This is a genomic window from Vibrio sp. 10N.261.46.A3 (assembly GCF_041472995.1).
Classification (GTDB): Bacteria; Pseudomonadota; Gammaproteobacteria; order Enterobacterales; family Vibrionaceae; genus Vibrio; species Vibrio coralliirubri.
In genome coordinates, this window is sequence record NZ_JBFRRH010000027.1 from 76,562 (window position 1) to 99,337 (window position 22,776).

Sequence of the window (22,776 nt, forward strand, 5' to 3'; positions counted from 1 at the left end):
GGGAGAGAGTTAACCAGACGAAACGGATACGACAGCGTTGCTTGCCAAGAATGCTTGTTAAGCGAATGTTAATCATTAGCTTAGCAAACATTGAGGGAAATGGTATGTGATAAGTATTTGAAAAAATGAAATAAATTAAATCTAGGGCTGGCCTAGTGCCAAACAAGTTGGTTGTTACCGCGTTGTTTTGCTTTATTTAGCGTTGTATTGAGTCGTTCTAACACTTCTTCCGGTGTATCTGACTCTTTAAACTGAGTACTTGCCGCACATAAAGTGATCGTGATTTGTTGGTCACGGAACTTAAAGGGTAAGCGGCTTACTTGAGTTTGAATATTTTGAATCACCTGATGGCAATATTCATCGGTTTGCTCTGGTAGTAATAAGACAAACTCTTCACCTGAAAAACGAGCCACAGTATCGGTGGTGCCTGCTTCTTTGGTGATGGTTCTTGCGATGATCTTGAGTGCTTTGTCGCCCGCGGTGTAACCAAAGCTATCGTTAATTGCTTTGAAGTTGTCGATGTCGAGCAAGACTACGCGTAGCGAATGTTGCGCGCGGATCCAGCGGCGATACTCAAGCTCTAAGCGATCTGTAAAAGCAGTGCGATTGTAAACCTTAGTTAGAGGGTCAAGCAGCATACGCTGAGCCTGATCTTCCAAGCGCTTACGGTAATCTTGCGTCACTTCATACAGTGAATCTAACTGAGTCTTTCCGTAACTCATTCTCTCTATCAGAGCTTGTTCTTTCTGCTCCGCGTGGTTCAGCCTTTCCGAAAGAGAGGCGATTTCACTGAGTAGCGGATTAATCGACAGCTTTAAACTATCAATGTCCTTCGCTTTATCTACCGAGTTTTGGCTTCTAGTGACAAGTTCATTTAACTCAGAGTTCAGACCTTGGCGGTGCTCAAAGTAGCTCTGGCTCTGGTCGGCATTTTGGTCTGCCGTTTTGATGCTGGACGCTAGAGAAGAGTTAAGCTGGTCGATGAATTGTTCAGATTTTTTACGTTCTAGGTTGGTGCCTTCAATAACCAGTTTGAGGATCTGAAGTGTTAGCTCAAGTAGGTTTTGTGTGGAAACACCAAGCAGCAGCTTCGCTCGAATATCGGTAAGCAGATCACCTGATTCACCCTCGAAGTCGAGTTCAGTGATCAGATGTTGTAATTCGTTTGATAGGTCGGAAAGGAGTTCTTGTTCCGGAGAGTGCGCAGCGTCGGCAAAGTGGGTGCGTGAGTTATTCGCCATAATCTTTATGGCACGCTCATAAATACCGAGAAGTTTCATGGCATGGTCGACTTTCTGACTGCCATTGCATTCGGAGAAGCTAAGTAAGTTTCGTAGGTCGCGCTTGAGCTGTGCTGGAAGGCCAGTTATGCGCTGCAGCGTTTCCCCACTGTGCTTAATGCTATCGTCCAGATATCCGTTCTGTTTATCCATAGCCAACGTTTTCTGCTTAAGCATCCTTTCTAATACTGCCAGCTTTGGGATCATCGAGCTAATGTCTTTTTGCTTTTCTAGCTCTTCCCTAAGGGCAATGAGGTTTTCATCTAAATGGCTGTTACTGCCAACACATGCGTCACTTAAAGATGTGACGATACGCTTTAGAACTTTCTGTTCTCTAATAAACTTGAACGAGGTGTCTCTTTGCGTCAAACGGACCTGCTCCAACTGAGATTTCAGCTGGTGGAGTTGCGCCTGAATGTCTTTTTCAAGAATGCCCATAGATGTATTTATTAGCGCCGCGTAGACCGATCTCGATCATTTTGATGAAATTCCGTTACATCGATAATAACAAAACTAAAAATAAGGTCACGACTTGCTACTCTTAACCGCTCGCAAATCAGTCATCTTTTAGCATTTTTTTGATGTTGTCCTCATTCTGGTACGAGGATTGTATTTTTATTAACCCTTGATTAATCGCATGTTTACACGCTTCTCTTATGTTACCAGTTGCAAGGCTCGCTGCTGGTGCATTATCGATAGCTTTTAGATAGACCCATTGGCTACTGCGCTCTTTGAGACTGATCTCACGAGCTAGATTGGTCGACATCAACAATACGTCGAGCAGCTCTTGATCGTTAATTGCGGTGTAAGCGCGTGGCAAGAATGGGTAGTCAGCGATACCCATACGGACCGTTCGGTTGATGTTTCGCTCTGTTTCGAAGTCATTCACCCAAGACTGAATCTTTCTGAACATGTCCTCAGGCGACAAATCACGGTTCGCGTTTGGCTCGATATAAAGCAGGTTCGCATCCGAGAAGTGGTAGACACGAGCTGGGCCTTCAAGCTTAGATTTTAGGAATTCACCGAAAGCGTCTTCCAGTTCTAGACCGGCTTTGTAACCGTTCTGCGTGTACATATTGCGTAAGAACGGTAAATCAATCATCACGAAGCGTAAGCGGTCGTTGAGTGGCTCATGAATCAATTCGCCAAGCTGCCATTGTTCGAAGGTCTGGCTGGTTTGCTCCAGCGAGTTAGAGAGCTTCGCATTGAGCATTCTTAAGTTCGGAAGCTTTGAACGTGAGTGCGTAAATAGGTCGGTGCGCAGTGAGTCCACTTCTTTGGCTAAGGTTTGAATGAGATAGCCACGGCGCAGAACAAAGAAGAACAAGACAATACTGAACAGGAATAGGGCGAACGATATTTTTTGGAACTTACGATGCTCCAGTTTGTATTGCTCTAGCTCTTGCGCTTGGCCTGCGTAGTGCAGGGTTTGTTCGGCAAATTCTTTCTGTTGACGGAACGCGTCTTCGCCAACACGGTTGAGTTTTTGCTGCTCTAGAGAGACAAGGCTGTTGTATTGCTTGAGGTTTGCCAATGCTTGCTGTGGACGACCTGCCTGTTCATAACCCAAAGAAAGTAAGTAGTACGAGCGTTGCGATAGGCGCATATTTTCTACCTGACGCGATATCTCAAGTGCACGTGTCGCATGCTTGATCACATCTTCGCTCTCTTGCAGGTGGTAAGCCAATCCTGCTGATAATAGCGCAGCACGGCCTTCCAGTTTTGGAATGTCGGTATATTCCAGCAGCTCAAGGGCACGGGTTAGGTACTGTTCTGCTAGAGGGTAGTTATAAAGACGTAGGTAAGTTGCCGATAGACTTAGTCGGATATCAATGACTTGGTGGATATCTCGGTCAGTACTCTCGTGATCAAGAACGTTGAAGAAGTGCACCAAGGCAAGGTTATATTTTCCTTGATAGAAGTACACATCACCCATTTTCTTAAGCACTTGTGCTAAGACAGGCGAGTTTTCAAAGTTGTCATAGAAATCAGCGGCTTGAGATAGGTGTTCTAACGCTTTATCTAACACTTGGCGCTCAAAGAAAAGCTGTGCAAGCAGGCGGTTGACCTTGGCCAAACGTGAACTTAGATTGCCTTCTACCGATTTCCAGTAGCCATACAGCAACTCAGATAATGCGTGGTTGTACTCTTTGTGAGTCAGATAAAACTCACCGACTGAAATGTGGTAGTCGATGGTGACTTTTTCAGAGTAACGCTGATCAAGATAGGTTTTCGCTTCTTGATAGAACTTTTCGGCTTCATCGATCTTGTTGTCGTAAGAGGCGATGTCGGCTTTCAACATGATCAAGCGATAGGTAATGCCTTCCGTTAAGCGCAAGGTTTTATTCACCGACTCTAGATTTGCTTCAATGTTAGTGAGCTCTGATTTTGCTTTGGCTGATTTTCTATCACTCAGCCAAAGTAAGCGAACTTTTAGTATCTGAAGATCTATTTTTAGATAATCAAGCTTATAGGTTTGCGCTAGCTCGGAGGCTTTGTCGATGTGCTGAATCGCAATACGCATATTGCCAAGGTTGTATTCTGCTTTGGCTAAGATCTTATACGCATCGATACTGCTGTTTGGTGTTCGAATCGAGGAGTCTGTCTCTTCGCGAGAAATAGCTGAAGGGCTTTTCTCGCGTTGATCAGAAAGGACACGCAGCGTTAGGTAGCTGTTGGCCATTTGTTTTGCTTGGCTCGGCTCGATCTCAACCAAGTTATTGGCTTCATTGAGTAGCGCCGAGGAATAAACCGACGCATTGACCGATGTGCTTAAGCTTAAAATAAATAGACTAACAACGTATAACCAACGCATTTCAATGTCCCTTTAAAGATTTGGTAGGTTCAAATAAGTGTGGGTGGTTCTCGCCTGATTATTGGCGAGCCATACGCTTATTGTGGCTTGGTCTATCTTGCTCTGTTGAACGGTATGGGTTGATATCCAGACCACCACGACGCGTGTAACGTGCGAACACAGTTAGCTTCGAAGGTGCACAGTATTTCATGATGTCAGTGAAGATACGCTCAACACATTGTTCGTGGAATTCATTGTGCTCACGGAAAGAAACTAAATAGCGTAGCAGAGCTTCACGGTCAATTTGCTTACCAGAATATGCGATCTCAACGCTGCCCCAATCCGGTTGATTGGTGATCAAACAGTTCGACTTCAATAGGTGGCTATGCAGTGTTTCTTCAACGTCTTGTTCGCCAGCAGCGCCTTCAAGCAATGAGGCTTCAAAATCGTAGCTAGTGATTTGGATGTCTTGGTTGTCGATACAGTCACCTTCCATCGTCACGATAGGTTGGTTTGTGTAGTCGGTTACTGAGTTTACATTCACAATCACCGTTTCGCCTGCGCATGCCGACAAATCTTGGGTCAGGCGCTCGGTTACTTGATCCCAGTTTTCAAATTGAGTCTGGTTGTAGCTGTTCAGGTACAGTTTGAAAGATTTTGATTCAATTAAATTTGGGCTGGTTGCTGGGATGAAAACTTCACCGACCGCCACTTGTGGTAGGCCATTGGTGTTTAGCCACGAAAGCTCGTACATGGTCCAAATATCATGACCAACAAAAGGCAGCTCGCCGTTTAGCGCAAGATCATCGCGATTAAGGCTACGAGGCACTGGTTGCAATAAACTTGCATCGTATTGGTTAGAGTACTCAGTTTTTTGGCCAAGGGTTAAACCCGCTAGCTCTTTTGCGTCAGAATATTTGCTCATACTTTCGTTTCAAATTCGATTAGAATGGAGTCGATTTTACTGAATCCCCCTTACCCTGTCATTAAGTCATCGCTTAATCGGCGCGGAAAGGGCTCGGATTCTATTTATTATTTTGTGTTTAGGAGATTTTCATGACTCAACGTGCTCAAGACGCACTACTTTCTTTTGGTCAGCGATACGTTGACGCGTGGCAGCAGAAACACCAAAGCTTACCTCGTAATGAGGAGTTGGTGGACATCGTATCGCCATGCGTAGAAGAAAAGAGTGGCGACGCAGTGTTGTGGAAGCACTATCCACGTGAGCAATTCGCGGATTTCACCAACGTTGAGACCGGTATTGAGTTGACTCTGCATGAAGACATCAAGACTTTCTACGGCGCACAATTCAGCGCAGATATGAACGCGACTTTCGATGGTAACGAATTGACCCTGTTACAGATTTGGAGTGATGAAGACTTCGAATGCCTACAAGAAAACATTTTAGGTCACCTAGTAACTCAGCGTCGTTTAAAGCTAAAACCAACGGTTTTCATTGCCGCGACCGATGCAGAGCTGGATGTTATCTCTATCTGTAACCTAACAGGTAACGTGATTTTGGAGCGCTTAGGCACCAAAAATCGTGATGTACTCGCCGAGACATTGGCAGAATTTTTAGAAAAGCTACAACCAGCGGTATAAATAGATGTACGTACTAGAACTTCAATTTGAGTGTTTTGATAACACAACGGTAAGCGCTGTCGACAAGGCTGTTAATGGCTTAATGGATGCACTTCGTTATAACGGACAAGTGTTAGGTCGTGAGTTCCCAATCGTGATGGGCGACGGTGAATTCTATGTTCGCGTTGTGTGCCCGGAGCAAGATAGCTTGCACCCGCGTAATCACTCAGACTTTGTGAAAGTGTGTTTTGATCGCTTGTCTAACGCGAGCCTACTAGCGCCTAAAATGCGTTTGCTAGGTCGAGATCTGAACTCAGAAGAAGTGGCAGAAGATGAGACGCCAAGCTGGCAGGTGTTATACACGACATTCGTGCATACCTGTTCACCGCTGCGCAGTGGCGATAGCTTGCTACCAATCCCTTTGTATCGTAACCCACCTACCTTCAATGGCGACCATAAAGCCGTGTTGAAATGGCAGACAGAATGGCAAGCCTGTGATGAAGTACAAATGGGTGGTGGTTGTCGCGCGGAACATGCAACGCTAACCGAGATCAGTGACACGAAGAGTGTGTTGTTTAAACGCGGCTGGGGTCTAAGAGGGCGCATTGAATATCTGACTAAGGTTCCAACCTACTACTACTTATACCGTGTCGGTGGGATCAGCCTGAAAGATGAAAAAGAGCGCAAATGCCCGCAATGTGGTGGTGAATGGCTGCTAGATGCGCCTATCCACGATATTTTCTATTTCAAGTGTGATGACTGCCGATTGGTGTCAAACATCTCTTGGGATCATCTGAAGTAGTCTTCTTGTGATTATTTAAGCGTCATGCTTTAGATATCGGAGTGCTATTTAGTGCTCCGATATTTTTTTCTTTTTATATTAAATGTTTAGCACCTTGTATCATCCCCGATGCCGTGACTTGGTTACCTGTCTTAACTCGATCTTTATTACTCTCTTATCGTTACCCTTTCCCCCTTTAAATACGTACAGAACGTGATATTCAGCTCTTTCTGTAGCGCCAATGTATTCATTGAAATAATCCAACACCCATCAACTTTTAGTTATCTCAATAGTTATCCTGATCACAATAATCAATCAGTTCTCTTTCAATTTATATTCTGCTCAATATAAATGGGATCGGTCCCATGGGAATGTTCCCATTTATAAATAATAACCTGATTCTAGATCTGAAAGGAATGGACGATGAAACTGTTACCTATTGCTGCTGCACTCTCTACTGCTTTACTTACCCCTAATTTATACGCTGATGAAACCACGCCATTGGAGTTCAATGGCTACATGCGCGGCGGCGTTGGCCTTAGTAATGAAGGCGGCTCAAACAGTAAGTGGGAGGTGAGTAAAGTTGGCCGACTCGGCAACGAAAATGACCTGTATGGTGAATTTGGCTTTAAGAAAGAGGTGTATGCTGAGGACGACGTTTCATTTTTAGTTGATTCCATGTTGTCGTACTGGCAAGGCCAAGATGAGAATGCCGCGGATAAAAGCGTGGATGTGGTGCAATTGAATGTTCAGGCGGTGGGGCTTTTTGAAGATAAGGACATTGGGATTTGGGCGGGTGAGCGCTACTACCAACGTCATGATGTGCACATCGTTGATAACTACTACTGGGATGTCAGTGGTATTGGTGCCGGCGTTGAACACATCAACCTAGGCCCTGGTAAATTATCGGTGGCTTTGATTCAAGACACGGTGACTGGCGATGTGTTTGATGGCAAAGAAACCACAGCCATGATTGCAGACGTGCGCTATGCCGGGATTCCACTGTGGAACAATGCTGATCTTGAGGTCGGTATTGATATGAACTTCGCCAATGAAAAACAAGGTCAAACGATCGACGCGGATGACAGCGTAATGCTAACGGCAAGCTTGAATCAAAACCTTTCTGGTGGCTTCAATAAAACGATTCTACAGGTTGCTAACTCTGGTTATGCCGAGCAGATGACAACCTTTGGTACCGGTAAGGGCATCGTACGTGATGCAAACAATAATGACGCCGAGGGTTTCCGATTGATTAACTGGGGCGTGCTTGCGATTGGTGAGAACATCGAGTTTGGCCACACTGTGCGTTATGCCGCGTCAACCGGTGTGGGTGCTAATAACAGTGATGATGACTCTTTCAGTGCCGTCATTCGTCCGCTTTATAAGTGGGACAAGCGCATGCGTACCATCCTTGAAATTGGTGGTTTTGTAGAAACGATTGATAACCAAGATGGGGCAGGTGGTAAATTCACCATCGCTCAGGCTTGGGTTCCACAAGTGGGTTTCTGGTCTCGTCCTGAATTCCGTATCTTCGCCACTTACCTGAATGATGCTGAAAACGACAATGCCTTCGGTGAAGGTAAAAACAGTGAAATGAGCGTTGGCATGCAAGTGGAAGCTTGGTGGTAAGTCGACCTTTCTGGTAAATCCTAACCAATAAAAAGGGGCTGACATTATGTCAGCCCCTTCGGGTATCTATACAGTGCTGTCGTTTAGTTGATTACCAACCTTTAACGACGCCACCTTGGAAGATGTCAGAAGCTGCGTTGTACACTTCTTCAGTTTGGTAAGCTTTAACGAAGTTTTGTACGTTCTCAGCGTTTAGGTTGTCTTCACGAGAAACGATTAGGTTTACGTAAGGAGAATCTTTGTCTTCAACGAATACGCCATCTTTTTGTGGAGTCAGGTTGATAGAGCTCGCGTAAGTTGTGTTGATGATAGATAGAGCAACATCATCAAGAGAACGTGGCAGTTGAGCTGCGTCTAGTTCAACAATCGTTAGGTTCTTAGGGTTACCCACGATGTCGCGAACTGTAGCTAGAAGACCAGCGCCTTCACGAAGTTCAAGAAGACCTTGTTGCTCAAGAAGCAGTAGAGAGCGACCTAGGTTTGTAGGGTCGTTTGGTACAGCAATACGCGCACCGTCTTGGATTTCGTCTACTGATTTCACTTCTTTAGAGTAACCCGCAATTGGGTAAACAAACGTGTTACCAGCGATAGTTAGCTTGTAGCCACGGTCAGCCACTTGCTGATCTAGGTACGGTGCGTGTTGGAATGCGTTGATGTCGATAGAACCATCATCTAGAGCTGCGTTTGGTGTTACGTAATCTGTGAACGTTACTAGCTCAACATCTAGGCCGTATTTCTCTTTCGCTACTTTAGCTGCCACTTCAGCAACTTGAGCTTCTGCACCTGCCATTACGCCAACTTTTACTTTAGAAGTATCCACTTCTTTATCACCACAACCTGCTAGAACTAGCGCTGAAGCTGCTGCTGCGATAGTTAGTAAACCTTTAAGGCTAAATTTCATAATAATCTCCTTTTAATAAATCTATTTAATTGGGTTCAGACGACTCTAATCTTTATGCGTGAGTCTTTATCTGTGGTCAACGCGGCGAACTAATGAATCACCGATTGATTGAATAATTTGTACCAGCACAATCAACATCACTACTGTCACAGCCATGATGGTCACATCGTAGCGGTGGAATCCGTAACGAATCGCGACATCACCTAGGCCACCACCGCCCACAGTACCGGCCATTGCTGAGTAGCTCACCAGAGTCACTAGCGTAATCGTTACTGAGTTGATGATAGTCGGTAGTGCTTCTGGAAGCAGAACCTTATTGATGATTTGTGTTGGTGTTGCGCCCATTGATTGAGCCGCTTCTACTAGACCTGTTGGTACTTCAAGTAGTGCACTTTCGATAAGTCGAGCCACGAATGGGATAGCGCCAATCGTCAGTGGAACAATCGCTGCTGTCGTGCCGATGAAGGTACCAATCAGCATTTTGGTCAGTGGGATAATAGCAACCATCAAAACTAAGAAAGGCACTGAACGACCTACGTTCACAATCGCACCGAGAATTTTATTTACCTTGGTGTTCTCTAGCAGACCACCTCGTTTAGTCGTGTGTAGAATCACGCCTAATGGAATACCGACAGCGAAGCCAACAATGCCTGCGACAGCAACCATGTAAAGCGTTTCGCCTGTTGCGCCTAATAGAAGGTTACCGTTAAGGCTGATCCAGTCAGCAATCTCGTTGAAACTAAAGGACATAACCAAGCACCTCTACTTTTACATTGTTGTCGCGTAGGAATTGGATAGCAGCATTATCATCTGCTTCATTACCGAACAGCTCAGCGACCATCATGCCGAACTTCACGCCGCCGGCGTAATCAAGGTCAGAGCTTAAGATGCTGACATCGATATTGAATTTACGTGCAATCTGAGTCATCAGCGGAGCATCAACCGTTGCGCCCGTAAATTCAAGGCGTACTAGTGGGTAGCTGCTGTTTACGCGAGTCTCTTGCAAACGCGCTTGGTAATCTTCAGGAATCGTCAGATCCAATGTTGAGCGAATAAACTGATGTGCTAGCTCTGTCTTAGGGTGAGCAAAGATGTCACCGACTGTGCCTTTCTCTACCAATTCACCGCCGCCAATGATCGCAACTTCATGACAAATGCTTTTCACTACATCCATCTCATGAGTAATAAGCAGGATAGTGATGTTCAGCTTGCGGTTGATTTCGCGCAGCAGCTCAAGAATTGATTGAGTTGTTGCTGGATCCAATGCGCTGGTTGCTTCATCACATAGCAGTACTTTCGGGTCAGAAGCCAGTGCGCGAGCAATCGCCACACGCTGCTTTTGACCACCACTTAGGTTTGCCGGGTAGGTGTCACGCTTATCAGCAAGGCCAACCAATTCAAGTAACTCGCTGACTTTCGCTTCAATAATCGCTTTATCTTTACCAGCAAGTTCTAGAGGTAGTGCTACATTGTTAAATACAGTACGAGAAGACAGCAGGTTGAAGTGTTGGAATATCATGCCGATGTTACGGCGCGCTTCGCTAAGTTCTGATTTGCTGAGTTTTGTTAGGTCGATACCGTCAACAATCACTTCACCAGAGGTCGGAGCTTCCAACATATTTACACAACGGATCAGGGTACTTTTGCCTGCACCAGAAGAGCCGATGACTCCAAAGATTTGACCTTGAGGAATGTGGAGGTTGATATCAATTAAGGCATTGATTTCTTTAGTGCCTTGATAAAAAACCTTGTTGACTTGATTCACTTTAATCATAGAGAAACCCGTGCAGGTAGAACAGAATAATATGTCGATTGCTCGCTCGATTTACAGACGATGCTATGGTGTTCTATGATCTAAGTCAATAGATATTTTTACGTCTAGACGGCTAAACGTCGATTGTATGGTTAAGCTTGAAACAAATCGTTAACGAACGCAAAACTAAATAGATAGTGATGAAGCAAATAAAGCGTGTAATAATTAATGATTAATAGAGAGTTGATAGAGAACAAAATTTTGTCTAAACCTGCTGTTTTTTTAGATCGTGATGGTGTGATTAACGTTGATCACGGCTACGTACATGATGAGCATGACTTTGAATACATCGATGGTGTGTTTGAAGCGGCGAAAGCGTTTAAAGATATGGGTTATTTATTGGTGCTAGTGACCAACCAATCTGGTATTGCTCGCGGCATGTTTAGCGAAGATCGTTTTCTTTCTTTGACGCAGTGGATGGATTGGAACTTTGTCGATAACGGCGTTGAGCTTGATGGCATCTATTACTGCCCGCACCACGCGGAACACGGTATTGGAGACTACAAGCAAGATTGTGAATGTCGTAAACCAAAGCCAGGCATGTTCATTTCTGCTCGTGACTTTCTGAAGATTGATATGGCTAACTCGGTCATGATCGGCGATAAAGCGGAAGACATGATGGCTGCAGAAGCGGCTGGTGTTGGCACAAAAGTACTGGTAAGAACGGGCAAACCAATCACTGAAAAAGGTGAAGCGTTGGCTAGCGTGGTACTTGATAGCATTAAAGATGTACCAGCATTCTTAAAAGGTTAAGACACTAAGTCTTTTTCACTTAGATATAAGTGTTGTTCACTATATAAAGATGAGGAACGCAGTATGAAAGCATTGTTGATAGCATCTCTATGTACGGTAGCGTTATTCGGGTGTTCTAAATCCGCAACGCCTGATGGTGCAGTATCGGACGATCAATTCGTGACTTATCAATGTGAGTCTGACGCTTCATTTAAGGTCGCTTACCTTGGTAATGAAAAAGCGGTATTACGTTTGCCTGAGAATGAATATCGTCTCACTCAAATAACGGCAGGTTCAGGAACGAAGTACATCTTAGATGATGGCACCTCTGAACTGATCAATAGCGTCACTTTACGCACTAAAGGTGACAACGCACGTCTAGAACTTGGTCGTGTCGTCTATAAAAATTGTCGAAAGTAAGTCATAGTTAACTTCTAAGATTTACAAACAGTTAAGTGAGGGAATCTACCCTCACTTTTTCTTCTCTTCCCTTTAACGTTAGACTTTTTATGAGCAAAAAACTCACTATTCTTGATATTGCAAAGCTGTCCGGTGTTGGTAAGTCAACCGTATCACGCGTTCTGACCAATGATCCAAAAGTGAAACCTGAAACCCGTGAAAGGGTGGAAAGAGTAATTCAAGAATCTGGGTACACGCCTTCAAAGTCTGCGCAATCGATGCGTGGTGGCAGCCAAAAAGTCATCGGCGTGATCATCTCTCGTTTGGACTCTCCCTCAGAAAACAAAGCCGTTAGCACTATGCTGGCTGAGTTGTATCGAGCGGACTACGATGTCGTGATCATGGAAAGCCAACTTGACAGAGATAAAGCCAATGAGCACCTGCAAGTTCTAAAGCGTCGTAACGTTGATGGCATTATTGTATTTGGCTTTACTGACTGCGATATTCCTGCGATCGAAGCGTGGGAACACAAAGCGGTGGTGATTGCTCTGGATACCGAGAACGTAACGTCGATTAACTACGATAACCAACAGGTGATCAATAGTGCGTTAGCGCATCTATCGGATCAGGGGATCTCTGACGTTGGCTTTATTGGTGTTGATCCTAGTGATAAATCAACCGGTGAGCTGCGTCTTAAGGCTTATCTCGATTGGTGTGAAAACACAGGTTCAGTGGCAAACTATCGTACTGGTCAACTTCATCACGAAAGCGCTTATCAGCTGGTGGATGAGGTGTTAACTCCCGAGACTCAAGCGATCGTTTGTGCCAGTGATACCCTTGCCCTTGGCGTCATCAAACGTCTGCAAGAGTTACAGCGTGAAGATGTGGTCGTCACCGGCGTTGGTGGCAATGATCTTCTTTCCTTCTTGTTCCCGCGAGTATTTAGCATTGATCCTGGTTACCAATCTGCAGGTAAGTTGGCTGCTAATCTATTGATCTCTCAGCTTTTAGGTAATTCAGAGATCTCTCATCACACGCAATCTCCTATTCTATAATCCAGTCAATTAAGCGAAATTGAACCGCTTAGATTAAAATTAGAGTGTGATCTCTTTCAATTAATGGGACTGTTCCCATTTTAATTTATCATTCATGCGGGCATTATAATAACCGTAATTGGGAATGTTCCCATAAATCTAAGTCTGAGTGATTATAGCTTGCATGGTTTAGATGAGTAATTGAATGAAACCAGGGTGGGGTAGTATGAGTAAGATAGCGAAGCAAGACGTTGCGCGTCTTATCGAGTTAGTCGGTGGTAAAGACAACATTGCGAGTGTCAGCCACTGTCTGACTCGACTGCGTTTTGTATTGAACGATACGGAACAAGCGAACAAAGAAGAATTAGAGAAGCTTAAACTGGTAAAAGGCTGCTTTACGAACGCAGGTCAATTCCAAGTCGTGATTGGCACCGAGGTTGATGAGGTGTACGCACTTCTGATTGAGCAAACTGGTAAAGATGCATCATCAAAAGATGAGGCGAAGTTGGCTGCTCGTCAAAATATGAACTTCCTTGAGCGTGGTATCTCCCATTTAGCCGAAATTTTCGTACCACTGCTGCCTGCCATCATTACTGGTGGTCTGATTCTTGGTTTCCGTAATGTGATTGGCGACATTCGCATGTTCGACGGCAAAACCCTCGTTGAAATCAGCCAATTCTGGGCAACTGTTCACTCTTTCTTATGGCTGATTGGCGAAGCGATTTTCTTCTTCCTACCGGTTGGTGTGTGTTGGGCGACGGTTAAGAAGCTTGGCGGAACCCCTATTTTGGGTATCACGCTCGGTGTGACCTTGGTTTCCCCGCAATTGATGAACGCTTACATGATAGGTAAATCGGTACCTGAGGTGTGGGACTTTGGCCTGTTCGTGATTGAGAAAGTCGGTTACCAGGCTCAGGTGATCCCTGCGATGTTAGCGGGTGTGGCTTTGGCGTTCATTGAAACCAATCTTAAGCGCATCGTCCCAGCTTACTTGTACCTAGTGGTTGTGCCATTTGTATCGATTATTTTGTCTGTGATTCTAGCGCACGCTTTCATTGGCCCATTCGGTCGTATGTTAGGCGATGGTGTGGCATTCGCGGCCAAAGCGGCAATGACAGGTGACTTTGCGATTCTTGGTTCAGTGGTATTCGGCTTCCTTTACGCACCTTTGGTTATCACGGGTATTCACCACACAACCAACGCCGTAGATCTGCAACTGATGCAAGACTTAGGCGGCACGCCAATCTGGCCTTTGATTGCGCTATCAAACATTGCACAAGCATCGGCAGTAGTGGGCATCATTATTTTGAGCAAGCGTGAAGGCGAACGAGACATCTCGGTTCCTGCAGCAATCTCAGCCTACTTAGGCGTAACAGAGCCTGCGATGTACGGTATTAACCTTAAATACAAATTCCCAATGCTGAGCGCAATGATTGGTAGTGCTGTTGCAGCCGCAATCTGTGGTAGCGCGGGTGTGATGGCGAATGGTATCGGTGTTGGCGGCTTGCCGGGCATCCTATCGATTCAACCTCAATATTGGTCGATTTACCTAGTCGCGATGCTGGTGGCGATAGTACTGCCTATCACGTTAACCCTGTTCTTCTACAAGCGAGCCCAATCAAAGGGTGACTTAGAAACCGCGAACGCGTAATGCATTTAATAAGCGATGACTCCAATGTGAGTTATCGCTTTTTCTCTTAGTTATAGCTTTTTCTTTTAGTTATAACGGCTATTCGACCATGATTTGCATGGTGATTTTTATTTTATATTTTCTGGTAAGTGAGTGTTAGAGATGGCGATGACTGAACGTGATGAAAGCTGGTGGAAAACCGCAACCATCTATCAAATCTACCCAAAGAGCTTCTGTGACAGTGGCAGTAAGGGTACTGGCGACATCAAAGGGATCATTTCGAAACTGGATTACCTCAAACATTTGAGTGTCGATGCGATTTGGCTAACCCCGGTTTACGCATCTCCTATGATCGATAATGGTTACGATATCTCAGACTACTACGCGATTAATCCTCAATTCGGCACCATGGAAGACTTCGACTTACTGCTGTCTGAAGCGCACCAACGTGGTATCCGTATCGTGATGGATATCGTGGTAAACCACACTTCGACAGAGCATGCATGGTTTCAATCTGCTTTGGGCGACAAAAACAGTCCGTACCGCGATTATTATATCTGGAAAGATCCAGTAGGTGGCCAAGCACCAACGAACTGGCAGTCTAAGTTTGGTGGAAATGCATGGGAAATGGATGAGGCCACTGGGCAGTACTTCTTACATTTATTTGCGAAAGAACAGGCCGACCTCAATTGGGAGAACCCGGTTGTACGCGAAGAAGTGAAAGATGTTATTAGCTTTTGGGCAGAGAAGGGCGTTGATGGTTTCCGCTTGGACGTGATCAACCTGATTTCAAAGCAGCAAGACTTCCCTAATGATGATATTGGCGATGGTCGTCGTTTCTATACCGATGGCCCACGAGTACACGAATACCTGAAAGAGATCAGCGAAGCAGTATTTCAGAAGTACGGTAGCGTGACCGTAGGTGAGATGTCTTCAACCACGTTGGAGCATTGCCAGCAATATTCAAACGTTGATAACAGCGAGCTATCAATGGTGTTTAACTTCCACCACCTTAAGGTTGATTACACCAATGGTGAGAAGTGGACTAATGCGCCATTCGATTTCTTACAGCTCAAATCGATCTTCAATCACTGGCAAACGGGCTTAAACGGAAAGGGTTGGGGCGCACTATTCTGGTGTAACCACGACCAACCAAGAGTGGTGAGCCGCTTAGGTAACGATCAGCAATATCGCGTTGAATCAGCCAAGATGCTAGCCGCTTCTGTCCACATGATGCAGGGCACACCTTATATCTATCAAGGTGAAGAGATTGGCATGACCAACCCTGGCTATACTGAAATTAGCCAGTATCGTGATGTTGAGAGTACCAATATGTACGACATCATGGTGAACAGTGATGGTGTGGCTCATCAAGATATGATGGCGATTTTGGCGCAGAAGTCTCGTGATAACTCTCGTACACCAATGCAATGGAACAGTGAGCTTTACGCAGGATTCTCACAAGCTCAGCCATGGCTTGATGTAGCGAATAATTACTCTGAGATTAACGCTGAGCAAGCGCTTGAAGACAAAGACTCTGTTTTTTACTTCTACAAGAGCTTGATTGAGTTACGTAAACAAGTACCAGTGATTACTCATGGCAGTTATCAAGACCTATTGCCAGAGCACTCATCCATTTTTGCGTATTCTCGCGAGAGCGAAGCGCAAGCCTTGCTGTGTATTAACAACTATTATGGTGAAGAGGCGGAATGCGTTTTACCGGAACGTTTTGACATGAGTAAAGCGAAGAGTCTGCTGTCTAACTATCAACAAGCGAACACTTCAGTTGCATTACATCATCAAGTGTTACGTCCTTACGAGACTCGTATTCTCTTGATTGAAGGTTAACCTTGTTTCATTTCAATAAGCCTAATTCTATTCCCCTTAAATAATTAGGCTTCTACAAAGGCTTTGGAGTGCTCCCCAAAGCCTTTTTTTATTGTTTGTGGTTAGTCAGCAGCTACGCTCAGGTTCAATGAATCTAAGTCACGGCTAGCTAATCGAGGTCAGTATCGCTGCTGATTCTTCGATCGTAGATTGTTCTACAGACATCAATTCAATCTGTTCAATTAAGCCGATGCTAGGATTGAACCAGCGCTCTGATGATGTGCCAAATTCTGCCGAATCCATACCTTCACAGCCAATGTAGTAAGTGTTTTTCTCTGTTAGATTCGCAGCTTCGATTGATTTATTAGAGATCTTGAAACTCTTACGTACGCCTGTTTCTTCAATATGTTGTTGCCATGTGACTCGGCATGACACATTCGTTGGAAGGCTTGCTACCCACGAGTTGTCTTCAAAGTCATTCAGCATGTTAGCGACTGCTTCTCCATCTAACGTCACTTGCAATGAAACGGTTTCTTCACTGATATCAATGATTGGGTCACTCTCTTTTACGTCAGTTCCTTTCAAGCGGAAAAGAGGGCTGCTGTGCATTACGGTTGTGATGTATTGGCTACCAATAAAGTAGGCATTGGTGATTTCATGTAGACCGCGGTCAGGGCCTGCAAAATAAATGCTGCCGTCTTCTTGTGTACCTTCAACATTCGTCATGATGTCTTCAGATACATAAAATTCGGTGATGCCGTAATTGATCAGGTCATTGATAACTTGAACGACCGCTTCATTGCCGGCCTCTTCTTGTAACCCTGCAATAATGAGTTCACCGCTTAAAGGAGTGAAGTTCATTGTCATCACGCCTTCAGTCTGACCATCTTTGGTAAACGAGTAGCCCAATGTTGTTTCTGGTTTAGGGGAAAATGCAGAGCTCGCAATAGGGTAATCAACCTGACTGCTTGGACCTTTATTACCATCTGTAGAACCAGAAGAAGAGCCGCCTCCGCCGCCACAACCATAGAGAGCAAAGAGAGAGGTCGCTAGCAGCGTCATTGTTTTTTTCATGTTGAACATTCCTAAAGTTGGAAGCCCTTGATGGGCCCGATGTTTTTAGGAATGCTATTGTTTGAGGAGTAAATAGGGCAAAAAACGAAGTCACATAAGATCTTAACTTATATTTAAGTTACTTATTTTAAAGGTTTTTCTTTGTCCTTTGAGAACTGTTGCCCGACAGCGGTGCAGTAGTTAAGCATTAACTTTTCCCACTGCTTTATGATTAAAGGCTCTTTAACGCTTAGCTTTAAGCTCTTCCAAGGTTGTAGGCAGGTCGATTTGGATTCAGGTTTAGATAGTCGAGCGAATAGATCTTCGGATGGAACCACTCTCAATAACGCAACCAGCGACTCCATGTAGTTGAGGCGGAACTTCTCCATGTTGCCTTGCTTATAAGCAATGTGAGAAACCATCATATAAACCAACGCATTTTCGATCGTAGAGTTTCCTGAGGTATTGGTTAGGAGCTCTTTTGCGGTTTGCAGATCTCTCAGTTTGAAATGAATGATACCGACCCAAAGTTTGAGTTCGTCTGGCAGTAACTTAAATCGAGTTTGAACAAGATTGGTGAACGCAATGAGCTTCTTCTGATCCGTTTCAAATAGAGCAAGTTGTCGTGCAATCAGAGTAGACGTCATGGTGTTGAGCTTGATGCCATCAAACACTATGGTTTTTCCACTCAGCAATTCGCTGACTTCGGTATTATCTACTGACCATTCTGGCGACAACGGTGCAGGCAGAGCAAAGTAGTTAGCTAACTCTCGGTTGATCTCCATAACGCTGCTGCTGATGTTATTAACATCAATAGAGTAAACCCCACCAAACGCCAGCTTCCCTGAGTTTGGGTAAATCAGGCTTATTTTAGCGACAAGGCGCTTATCTACTTCTTGATCCTTCAGCTGAATGTTAAGCAGGTAATCACTGGTACGCATGTTTTTTGCGCCCGGAAAGAAGGGAGAGCTATCTATAGGGTCAAGGAAGTAGCTTGGCGCATCTTGGTTAGCAAGATCGGTATAGGCGTATTCAATCTGCTGTTGAAGTATTAATGCTTTTACGACTTTTCGATATTTTCTGGAATTATCGCCAATGGCATCCAATCGATTCAGGAGAAGTTCGACCTTAGGAATCAATCGTTGGTCGCGTTCGACTTCAGAAGCACGAGTCGAAGATTGCCAAAGCATGTAGCCCATTACAGCAGTGCTGATCAGCAAAATCAAAGACACCACAACAAGCCAAGGATTAACTGGATTGGAGGTAAATCCTTTTTGACTGGTTGGAGATTCTATGGCGGTATCATCCGCTTCGGTATCAGGGGAACCCGCAACAAAGCTAACCGAACTTGGGTTAAGGAAGTAACCCTTGCGTGGGTAAGTCACCAGTATTTTGGTCGCGTCGCTATCTGGTAGGTGTTTTTGAAGTACTGAACGTAAGGTACTGATTCGGTTTGTCAGAACATTTTTGGAAATGAAGTTACTTTGCCATACAGATTCAATGATGTGCTCAGCAGCGAGCGGTTCACCCACGCTAGTCAGAAACAGTTCGAGTAATTCAATAGAACGAGGTTCTAAATCGATGACCTGCTCGTCGCAGCTTAAGACTCGTGTGTTGGGGTTGAATTCCAAGCCTTCAATATAAATAGAGGCTTGTTGGTCTTTGGCGCTAGAGAGGTAATCTTGCATAGAAAAGGCGACGGTTTATAAAACCTAAATTCTAGCTGTTTTTGTTATTAAAAACAGCTAGTAATTCACAGGGTGATTGGTATTAAGACGCGTAATTCACTGAGTAGCGAGTTGGTTTGTGGTTCATTGCCAATACGATGTTCAATACTGCGGTGCCTAATACAGATACGGCAATTACCCAAGGTGACACGAAGAAGAACGATGCAAACAGAATACACGCATCAATACCCATTTGAGTTTTGCCTACCGAGATACCGTAGCGGTCTTGGATAAACAAGCATAGTACGTTGAAGCCACCGAGACTTGAGCGGTGACGGAATAGGATTAGCATACCTAAGCCCATTAATAAGCCGCCGGCAACAGCACAATAGATCTCGTTATGAACTTCTAGCGAGATAACTAAGTATAAATGATCGGCAAACACAGATACTAAAGCACCAGAAATCGCACTGCTAATAGCAAAGCTACGGCCGAATCGTTTCCATGCTAATAAATAGAATGGACAATTGGCAACAAAGTACAAAATACCAAAGGTTACAGGCAAGAATTGACTCAAAAGCAGAGCCAAGCCAGTAGTACCACCGGTAAGCAGATTCGCTGACTGTAAAAAGAAGACGCCTAACGCCACTAAAAACGTGCCAGTGAGAATCGCTACCCAATCTTCTTTGCGTGAGTGTTTTTCCATCGTTTTTATAATTACCTAACCAATAAAGGCGTGCATAGTAGAGAAAAACCTTAGCTTTCGGTAGCTTGAGGGGCAAAATTAAGGTAAACCTATGTAATCTGCGTTTTACAGGGTGTAAAGCGTAAAATTGACAGTAAGCGTCATCTTTGGTTGGATCAGCCAAATAACCATGATGAATCTTATATGTGATTATGAAAAAACTGCATGATAAAATTGCAATTAGCTCTTTATGACCTAGATCAAATTATGTAGAATGCGTCACATCAAAACGGTGACGGAAACGTTTGCTTTCGGTCGTTGTGTGGTTTTTTTGAAACTTTCAGTACAATCTGAGTCAGGAGATACAGATGCTTAAGCGTGACATGAACATTGCTGATTACGATGCGGATCTATTCGCAGCTATCCAAGAAGAAACTCTTCGTCAGGAAGAGCACATCGAACTTATCGCTTCAGAAAACTACACAAGCCCACGTGTAATGGAAGCTCAAGGTTCTCAACTTACAAACAAATACGCTGAAGGCTACCCAGGTAAGCGTTACTACGGTGGTTGTGAGTACGTAGATAAAGTTGAAACTCTAGCAATCGAACGTGCATGTGAACTGTTTGGCGCTCAATACGCAAACGTACAACCTCACTCAGGTTCTCAAGCAAACAACGCTGTATACATGGCACTACTGAATGCTGGCGATACTGTTCTAGGTATGAGCCTTGCACACGGTGGTCACCTAACTCACGGTTCTCCAGTAAACTTCTCTGGTAAGCTTTACAACATCATCCCTTACGGTATCGATGAAGCAGGCCAAATCGATTACGAAGAGATGGAAGCGCTAGCTATCGAGCACAAGCCTAAGATGATCATCGGTGGTTTCTCAGCTTACTCTCAAGTTTGTGATTGGAAGCGCATGCGCGAAATCGCTGACAAAGTAGGTGCTTACTTCTTCGTAGATATGGCTCACGTTGCTGGTCTAATCGCTGCAGGCGTTTACCCGAACCCAGTTCCACATGCTCACGTTGTAACAACGACAACGCACAAAACGCTTGCTGGTCCTCGTGGCGGTCTTATCCTTTCTAACGAAGGCGAAGATCTTTACAAGAAACTAAACTCAGCAGTATTCCCAGGCGGCCAAGGTGGTCCTCTAATGCACGTTATCGCTGGTAAAGCAGTAGCGTTCAAAGAAGCTCTAGAGCCAGAGTTCAAAGAATACCAAGCTCGCGTAGTTGCTAACGCAAAAGCAATGGTTGCTGAATTCCTAGCTCGCGGTTACAACATCGTTTCAGGTTCTACAGAGAACCACCTGTTCCTAGTTGACCTAATCGACAAAGACATCACAGGTAAAGAAGCAGATGCAGCACTAGGTGCAGCGAACATCACTGTGAATAAGAACTCAGTACCAAACGATCCACGTAGCCCGTTCGTTACTTCAGGTATCCGTATCGGTTCTCCTTCTATTACTCGTCGCGGTTTCTCAGAAGCAGACGCGAAAGAGCTAGCAGGTTGGATCTGTGACATCCTAGATAACATGGGCGATGAGTCTGTTATCGAAGCGACTAAAGCAAAAGTACTAAATATCTGTAAGCGTCTACCGGTTTACGCTTAATTTTTCTTCGTAGTAATTTGAACTTCGTTGTCGAGCATGCTCACTTACATCCGTAAGCTCCGCGTGCTCTCCTAGAATTTCAAACGACTACTTTGAAAAATACTTTTAAAGGGGCTCATTGAGTCTCTTTTGTTTTAGGGAAAGGTGCTGAAAACTCCGCGTCTGTTCCTTGAACTTAAGCTATTTGATTGAAAGTACGATTTGAAGGGCTCCTTGCTAGGGGCCTTTTTGGTATCTGTCGGTATGGAGTTGGGTTATCTGAGAATGCAGAAAGGCGGTACTAAAAAGGGCTGATGTTTGCACATCAACCCTTTGTGGTTTTCTTATGTTGGTTCTACTTTCTGATACTAAGCAGGGTGCCAGACTTACACTTGAATGAGTAATAATGGCGGCTCTCGTTGAATTTGCCTAAGCCTTCGCCGTCACAGTAGTCGATATTGATATCACGCATCACTTCTAGCGTGTCTTCGTTATTTAAAGCGAATTTAGATCCATCAGAGCAGACGATGCGAACTCGTTCATCATGGCTTACAGAGTAAATATCGACTTCAGTATTACACAGCTCAAAAGAGGCTTCGCGAAAGTTGTCTTGCTGAGTATTTGAAGCGCAACCTGCGGTGAGTGCGGCTGCGATAACGGCTAAAAGTCCGAGTCTTTTCATTGTTAATCCTTCACTATCATCAAGTTGGGTGATGAGTTTTATAGGTTATTTCAGGTAGCCTATACAACAATACGCTTTGGTTCAAGGAGCGTTCGTTGACTCTAAGATATAAAAGTATAGATGTAGACAGATAATTTATAACTGGCTAACTACATGTTTATCCAATACGTATCACCAATAAAAAAGACCAACACTGAGGTTGGCCTTTCAAAATCAAGCGTGTTCTAAATGACTATCGAAACTGTTTGGCTTCTGGAAGGAATTCAAAACCAGCCGACGCAAGTTTAGCGATCAATGCTGCTTTGTCGATCTCGTAGAAGTTGACCACTCGATCCAAATCACCACCGAAGTCGTCACGTAGCTTCATGTTGACGATACTCATCAACATTACAGGATCCATTTTTTCAAAATTAGCGAGGTTCATATTAGTCCTCGAAATCTGAGATCAGTAGGTTTGCAGCGGCAAATGCTGCACGCTCACGCGCTTCTTTAGGAAGAGATTCATCTGCAGCAAGGTCGTTCAATGTTTTTACCGCGCAGGTGATCGCTTTAGGGATATAGCCTTGGTCGCCACTGCCAATTTGAGAATACAGTTCACGCACCAAATCACAACAATCGTATACTTTCATTTTTATACCTAACCAAATGATAACTGATCTCAATATACACATAGAGATAAGCAAAAACAAA

At 44.5% G+C, this 22,776-nt stretch carries 21 protein-coding genes; 9 read left to right on the forward strand and 12 right to left on the reverse strand.

What is annotated here, in order from left to right:
* Positions 1-152: 152 nt before the first annotated feature.
* The 3 genes from AB4484_RS07730 to queF form a co-directional block, all read right to left on the reverse strand.
* Positions 153-1,718 carry a GGDEF domain-containing protein gene (locus AB4484_RS07730; RefSeq protein WP_372077372.1) on the reverse strand — a complete coding sequence of 522 codons (1,566 nt, stop codon included), beginning with the start codon at positions 1,716-1,718 and terminating at the stop codon, positions 153-155.
* A gap of 118 nt (positions 1,719-1,836) precedes the next feature.
* Positions 1,837-4,095: a tetratricopeptide repeat protein gene (locus AB4484_RS07735; protein ID WP_372077374.1), complete on the reverse strand. Its 2,259-nt coding sequence runs from the start codon at positions 4,093-4,095 to the stop codon at positions 1,837-1,839.
* 58 nt (positions 4,096-4,153) lie between these two features.
* Positions 4,154-4,999: an NADPH-dependent 7-cyano-7-deazaguanine reductase QueF gene (queF, locus tag AB4484_RS07740; RefSeq protein WP_017060768.1), complete on the reverse strand. Its 846-nt coding sequence runs from the start codon at positions 4,997-4,999 to the stop codon at positions 4,154-4,156.
* Positions 5,000-5,130: 131 nt separating this feature from the next.
* Here queF and syd point away from each other — a divergent pair, with 131 nt between their 5' ends.
* The 3 genes from syd (at position 5,131) to AB4484_RS07755 (ending at position 8,065) form a co-directional block, all read left to right on the forward strand.
* Positions 5,131-5,676 (forward strand): SecY-interacting protein, encoded by a 546-nt coding sequence (gene syd, locus AB4484_RS07745; RefSeq protein ID WP_333913021.1) that lies wholly within the window; start codon positions 5,131-5,133, stop codon positions 5,674-5,676.
* A 4-nt stretch (positions 5,677-5,680) separates the two neighbouring features.
* Positions 5,681-6,457: a Zn-ribbon-containing protein gene (locus AB4484_RS07750; RefSeq protein WP_017060766.1), complete on the forward strand. Its 777-nt coding sequence runs from the start codon at positions 5,681-5,683 to the stop codon at positions 6,455-6,457.
* Between the two features lie 402 nt (positions 6,458-6,859).
* A complete protein-coding gene (locus AB4484_RS07755; protein ID WP_372077376.1) occupies positions 6,860-8,065 on the forward strand; it encodes a carbohydrate porin in 1,206 nt (401 codons plus the stop codon).
* A 91-nt stretch (positions 8,066-8,156) separates the two neighbouring features.
* Here AB4484_RS07755 and AB4484_RS07760 read toward each other — a convergent pair whose 3' ends face one another.
* From AB4484_RS07760 to metN, 3 genes are all read right to left on the reverse strand, one after another.
* Positions 8,157-8,966, reverse strand: a complete 810-nt coding sequence (locus tag AB4484_RS07760) for a MetQ/NlpA family lipoprotein (protein WP_019824947.1) — start codon at positions 8,964-8,966, stop codon at positions 8,157-8,159.
* Positions 8,967-9,032: 66 nt separating this feature from the next.
* On the reverse strand, positions 9,033-9,716 hold the full coding sequence (locus AB4484_RS07765; protein WP_048612236.1) for a methionine ABC transporter permease: 684 nt from the start codon (positions 9,714-9,716) through the stop codon (positions 9,033-9,035).
* Entirely contained in the window at positions 9,706-10,740 is a 1,035-nt protein-coding gene (gene metN / locus AB4484_RS07770; protein WP_017060763.1) for a methionine ABC transporter ATP-binding protein MetN, read from the reverse strand. Before metN ends, AB4484_RS07765 begins: the two co-directional genes overlap by 11 nt.
* A gap of 207 nt (positions 10,741-10,947) precedes the next feature.
* Between metN and gmhB the strand changes: the two genes are divergently transcribed.
* The 5 genes from gmhB to treC all read left to right on the forward strand — a co-directional run bounded on the left by gmhB (position 10,948) and on the right by treC (position 16,422).
* Positions 10,948-11,532 carry a D-glycero-beta-D-manno-heptose 1,7-bisphosphate 7-phosphatase gene (gmhB, locus tag AB4484_RS07775; protein ID WP_017060762.1) on the forward strand — a complete coding sequence of 195 codons (585 nt, stop codon included), beginning with the start codon at positions 10,948-10,950 and terminating at the stop codon, positions 11,530-11,532.
* A gap of 63 nt (positions 11,533-11,595) precedes the next feature.
* Complete coding sequence (locus AB4484_RS07780) at positions 11,596-11,931, forward strand: MliC family protein (protein WP_048606709.1); 336 nt, start codon at positions 11,596-11,598, stop codon at positions 11,929-11,931.
* Positions 11,932-12,020: 89 nt separating this feature from the next.
* Positions 12,021-12,965: a trehalose operon repressor TreR gene (gene treR, locus AB4484_RS07785; RefSeq protein ID WP_061038716.1), complete on the forward strand. Its 945-nt coding sequence runs from the start codon at positions 12,021-12,023 to the stop codon at positions 12,963-12,965.
* Positions 12,966-13,170: 205 nt separating this feature from the next.
* Complete coding sequence (treB, locus tag AB4484_RS07790) at positions 13,171-14,595, forward strand: PTS trehalose transporter subunit IIBC (RefSeq protein WP_372077381.1); 1,425 nt, start codon at positions 13,171-13,173, stop codon at positions 14,593-14,595.
* Positions 14,596-14,736: 141 nt separating this feature from the next.
* Complete coding sequence (gene treC / locus AB4484_RS07795; RefSeq protein WP_372077383.1) at positions 14,737-16,422, forward strand: alpha,alpha-phosphotrehalase; 1,686 nt, start codon at positions 14,737-14,739, stop codon at positions 16,420-16,422.
* A gap of 144 nt (positions 16,423-16,566) precedes the next feature.
* Here treC and AB4484_RS07800 read toward each other — a convergent pair whose 3' ends face one another.
* From AB4484_RS07800 to AB4484_RS07810, 3 genes are all read right to left on the reverse strand, one after another.
* Positions 16,567-17,475 (reverse strand): hypothetical protein, encoded by a 909-nt coding sequence (locus tag AB4484_RS07800; protein WP_372077385.1) that lies wholly within the window; start codon positions 17,473-17,475, stop codon positions 16,567-16,569.
* A 122-nt stretch (positions 17,476-17,597) separates the two neighbouring features.
* Positions 17,598-19,142, reverse strand: a complete 1,545-nt coding sequence (locus AB4484_RS07805; RefSeq protein WP_372077387.1) for a transcriptional regulator — start codon at positions 19,140-19,142, stop codon at positions 17,598-17,600.
* Positions 19,143-19,224: 82 nt separating this feature from the next.
* On the reverse strand, positions 19,225-19,827 hold the full coding sequence (locus tag AB4484_RS07810; RefSeq protein WP_017060757.1) for a YitT family protein: 603 nt from the start codon (positions 19,825-19,827) through the stop codon (positions 19,225-19,227).
* 347 nt (positions 19,828-20,174) lie between these two features.
* Between AB4484_RS07810 and glyA the strand changes: the two genes are divergently transcribed.
* Positions 20,175-21,425 (forward strand): serine hydroxymethyltransferase, encoded by a 1,251-nt coding sequence (gene glyA, locus AB4484_RS07815; protein ID WP_048606700.1) that lies wholly within the window; start codon positions 20,175-20,177, stop codon positions 21,423-21,425.
* Between the two features lie 334 nt (positions 21,426-21,759).
* On the opposite strand, the gene AB4484_RS07820 is transcribed toward glyA, so the two are convergent.
* The 3 genes from AB4484_RS07820 to AB4484_RS07830 all read right to left on the reverse strand — a co-directional run bounded on the left by AB4484_RS07820 (position 21,760) and on the right by AB4484_RS07830 (position 22,715).
* Positions 21,760-22,086, reverse strand: coding sequence for a hypothetical protein (locus AB4484_RS07820; protein ID WP_372077390.1), 327 nt, complete (start codon positions 22,084-22,086; stop codon positions 21,760-21,762).
* Positions 22,087-22,318: 232 nt separating this feature from the next.
* Positions 22,319-22,510 carry a DUF4250 domain-containing protein gene (locus AB4484_RS07825; RefSeq protein ID WP_010436438.1) on the reverse strand — a complete coding sequence of 64 codons (192 nt, stop codon included), beginning with the start codon at positions 22,508-22,510 and terminating at the stop codon, positions 22,319-22,321.
* Between the two features lies 1 nt (position 22,511).
* Positions 22,512-22,715, reverse strand: coding sequence for a YaeP family protein (locus tag AB4484_RS07830; protein WP_008222923.1), 204 nt, complete (start codon positions 22,713-22,715; stop codon positions 22,512-22,514).
* Between the last annotated feature and the right edge of the window lie 61 nt (positions 22,716-22,776).

Excerpts from the sequence above, each read along its gene's own strand:
- treC (WP_372077383.1), top strand. The coding sequence starts at position 14,737 with ATGGCGATGACTGAACGTGATGAAAGCTGGTGGAAAACCGCAACCATC.
- AB4484_RS07730 (WP_372077372.1), bottom strand. The coding sequence starts at position 1,718 with ATGGGCATTCTTGAAAAAGACATTCAGGCGCAACTCCACCAGCTGAAA.
- AB4484_RS07750 (WP_017060766.1), top strand. The coding sequence starts at position 5,681 with ATGTACGTACTAGAACTTCAATTTGAGTGTTTTGATAACACAACGGTA.
- AB4484_RS07825 (WP_010436438.1), bottom strand. The coding sequence starts at position 22,510 with ATGAACCTCGCTAATTTTGAAAAAATGGATCCTGTAATGTTGATGAGT.
- AB4484_RS07735 (WP_372077374.1), bottom strand. The coding sequence starts at position 4,095 with ATGCGTTGGTTATACGTTGTTAGTCTATTTATTTTAAGCTTAAGCACA.
- gmhB (WP_017060762.1), top strand. The coding sequence starts at position 10,948 with ATGATTAATAGAGAGTTGATAGAGAACAAAATTTTGTCTAAACCTGCT.
- AB4484_RS07765 (WP_048612236.1), bottom strand. The coding sequence starts at position 9,716 with ATGTCCTTTAGTTTCAACGAGATTGCTGACTGGATCAGCCTTAACGGT.
- metN (WP_017060763.1), bottom strand. The coding sequence starts at position 10,740 with ATGATTAAAGTGAATCAAGTCAACAAGGTTTTTTATCAAGGCACTAAA.
- AB4484_RS07810 (WP_017060757.1), bottom strand. The coding sequence starts at position 19,827 with ATGGAAAAACACTCACGCAAAGAAGATTGGGTAGCGATTCTCACTGGC.
- AB4484_RS07755 (WP_372077376.1), top strand. The coding sequence starts at position 6,860 with ATGAAACTGTTACCTATTGCTGCTGCACTCTCTACTGCTTTACTTACC.
- AB4484_RS07800 (WP_372077385.1), bottom strand. The coding sequence starts at position 17,475 with ATGAAAAAAACAATGACGCTGCTAGCGACCTCTCTCTTTGCTCTCTAT.
- syd (WP_333913021.1), top strand. The coding sequence starts at position 5,131 with ATGACTCAACGTGCTCAAGACGCACTACTTTCTTTTGGTCAGCGATAC.
- treR (WP_061038716.1), top strand. The coding sequence starts at position 12,021 with ATGAGCAAAAAACTCACTATTCTTGATATTGCAAAGCTGTCCGGTGTT.
- AB4484_RS07805 (WP_372077387.1), bottom strand. The coding sequence starts at position 19,142 with ATGCAAGATTACCTCTCTAGCGCCAAAGACCAACAAGCCTCTATTTAT.
- AB4484_RS07830 (WP_008222923.1), bottom strand. The coding sequence starts at position 22,715 with ATGAAAGTATACGATTGTTGTGATTTGGTGCGTGAACTGTATTCTCAA.
- AB4484_RS07760 (WP_019824947.1), bottom strand. The coding sequence starts at position 8,966 with ATGAAATTTAGCCTTAAAGGTTTACTAACTATCGCAGCAGCAGCTTCA.
- AB4484_RS07780 (WP_048606709.1), top strand. The coding sequence starts at position 11,596 with ATGAAAGCATTGTTGATAGCATCTCTATGTACGGTAGCGTTATTCGGG.
- queF (WP_017060768.1), bottom strand. The coding sequence starts at position 4,999 with ATGAGCAAATATTCTGACGCAAAAGAGCTAGCGGGTTTAACCCTTGGC.
- glyA (WP_048606700.1), top strand. The coding sequence starts at position 20,175 with ATGCTTAAGCGTGACATGAACATTGCTGATTACGATGCGGATCTATTC.
- treB (WP_372077381.1), top strand. The coding sequence starts at position 13,171 with ATGAGTAAGATAGCGAAGCAAGACGTTGCGCGTCTTATCGAGTTAGTC.
- AB4484_RS07820 (WP_372077390.1), bottom strand. The coding sequence starts at position 22,086 with ATGAAAAGACTCGGACTTTTAGCCGTTATCGCAGCCGCACTCACCGCA.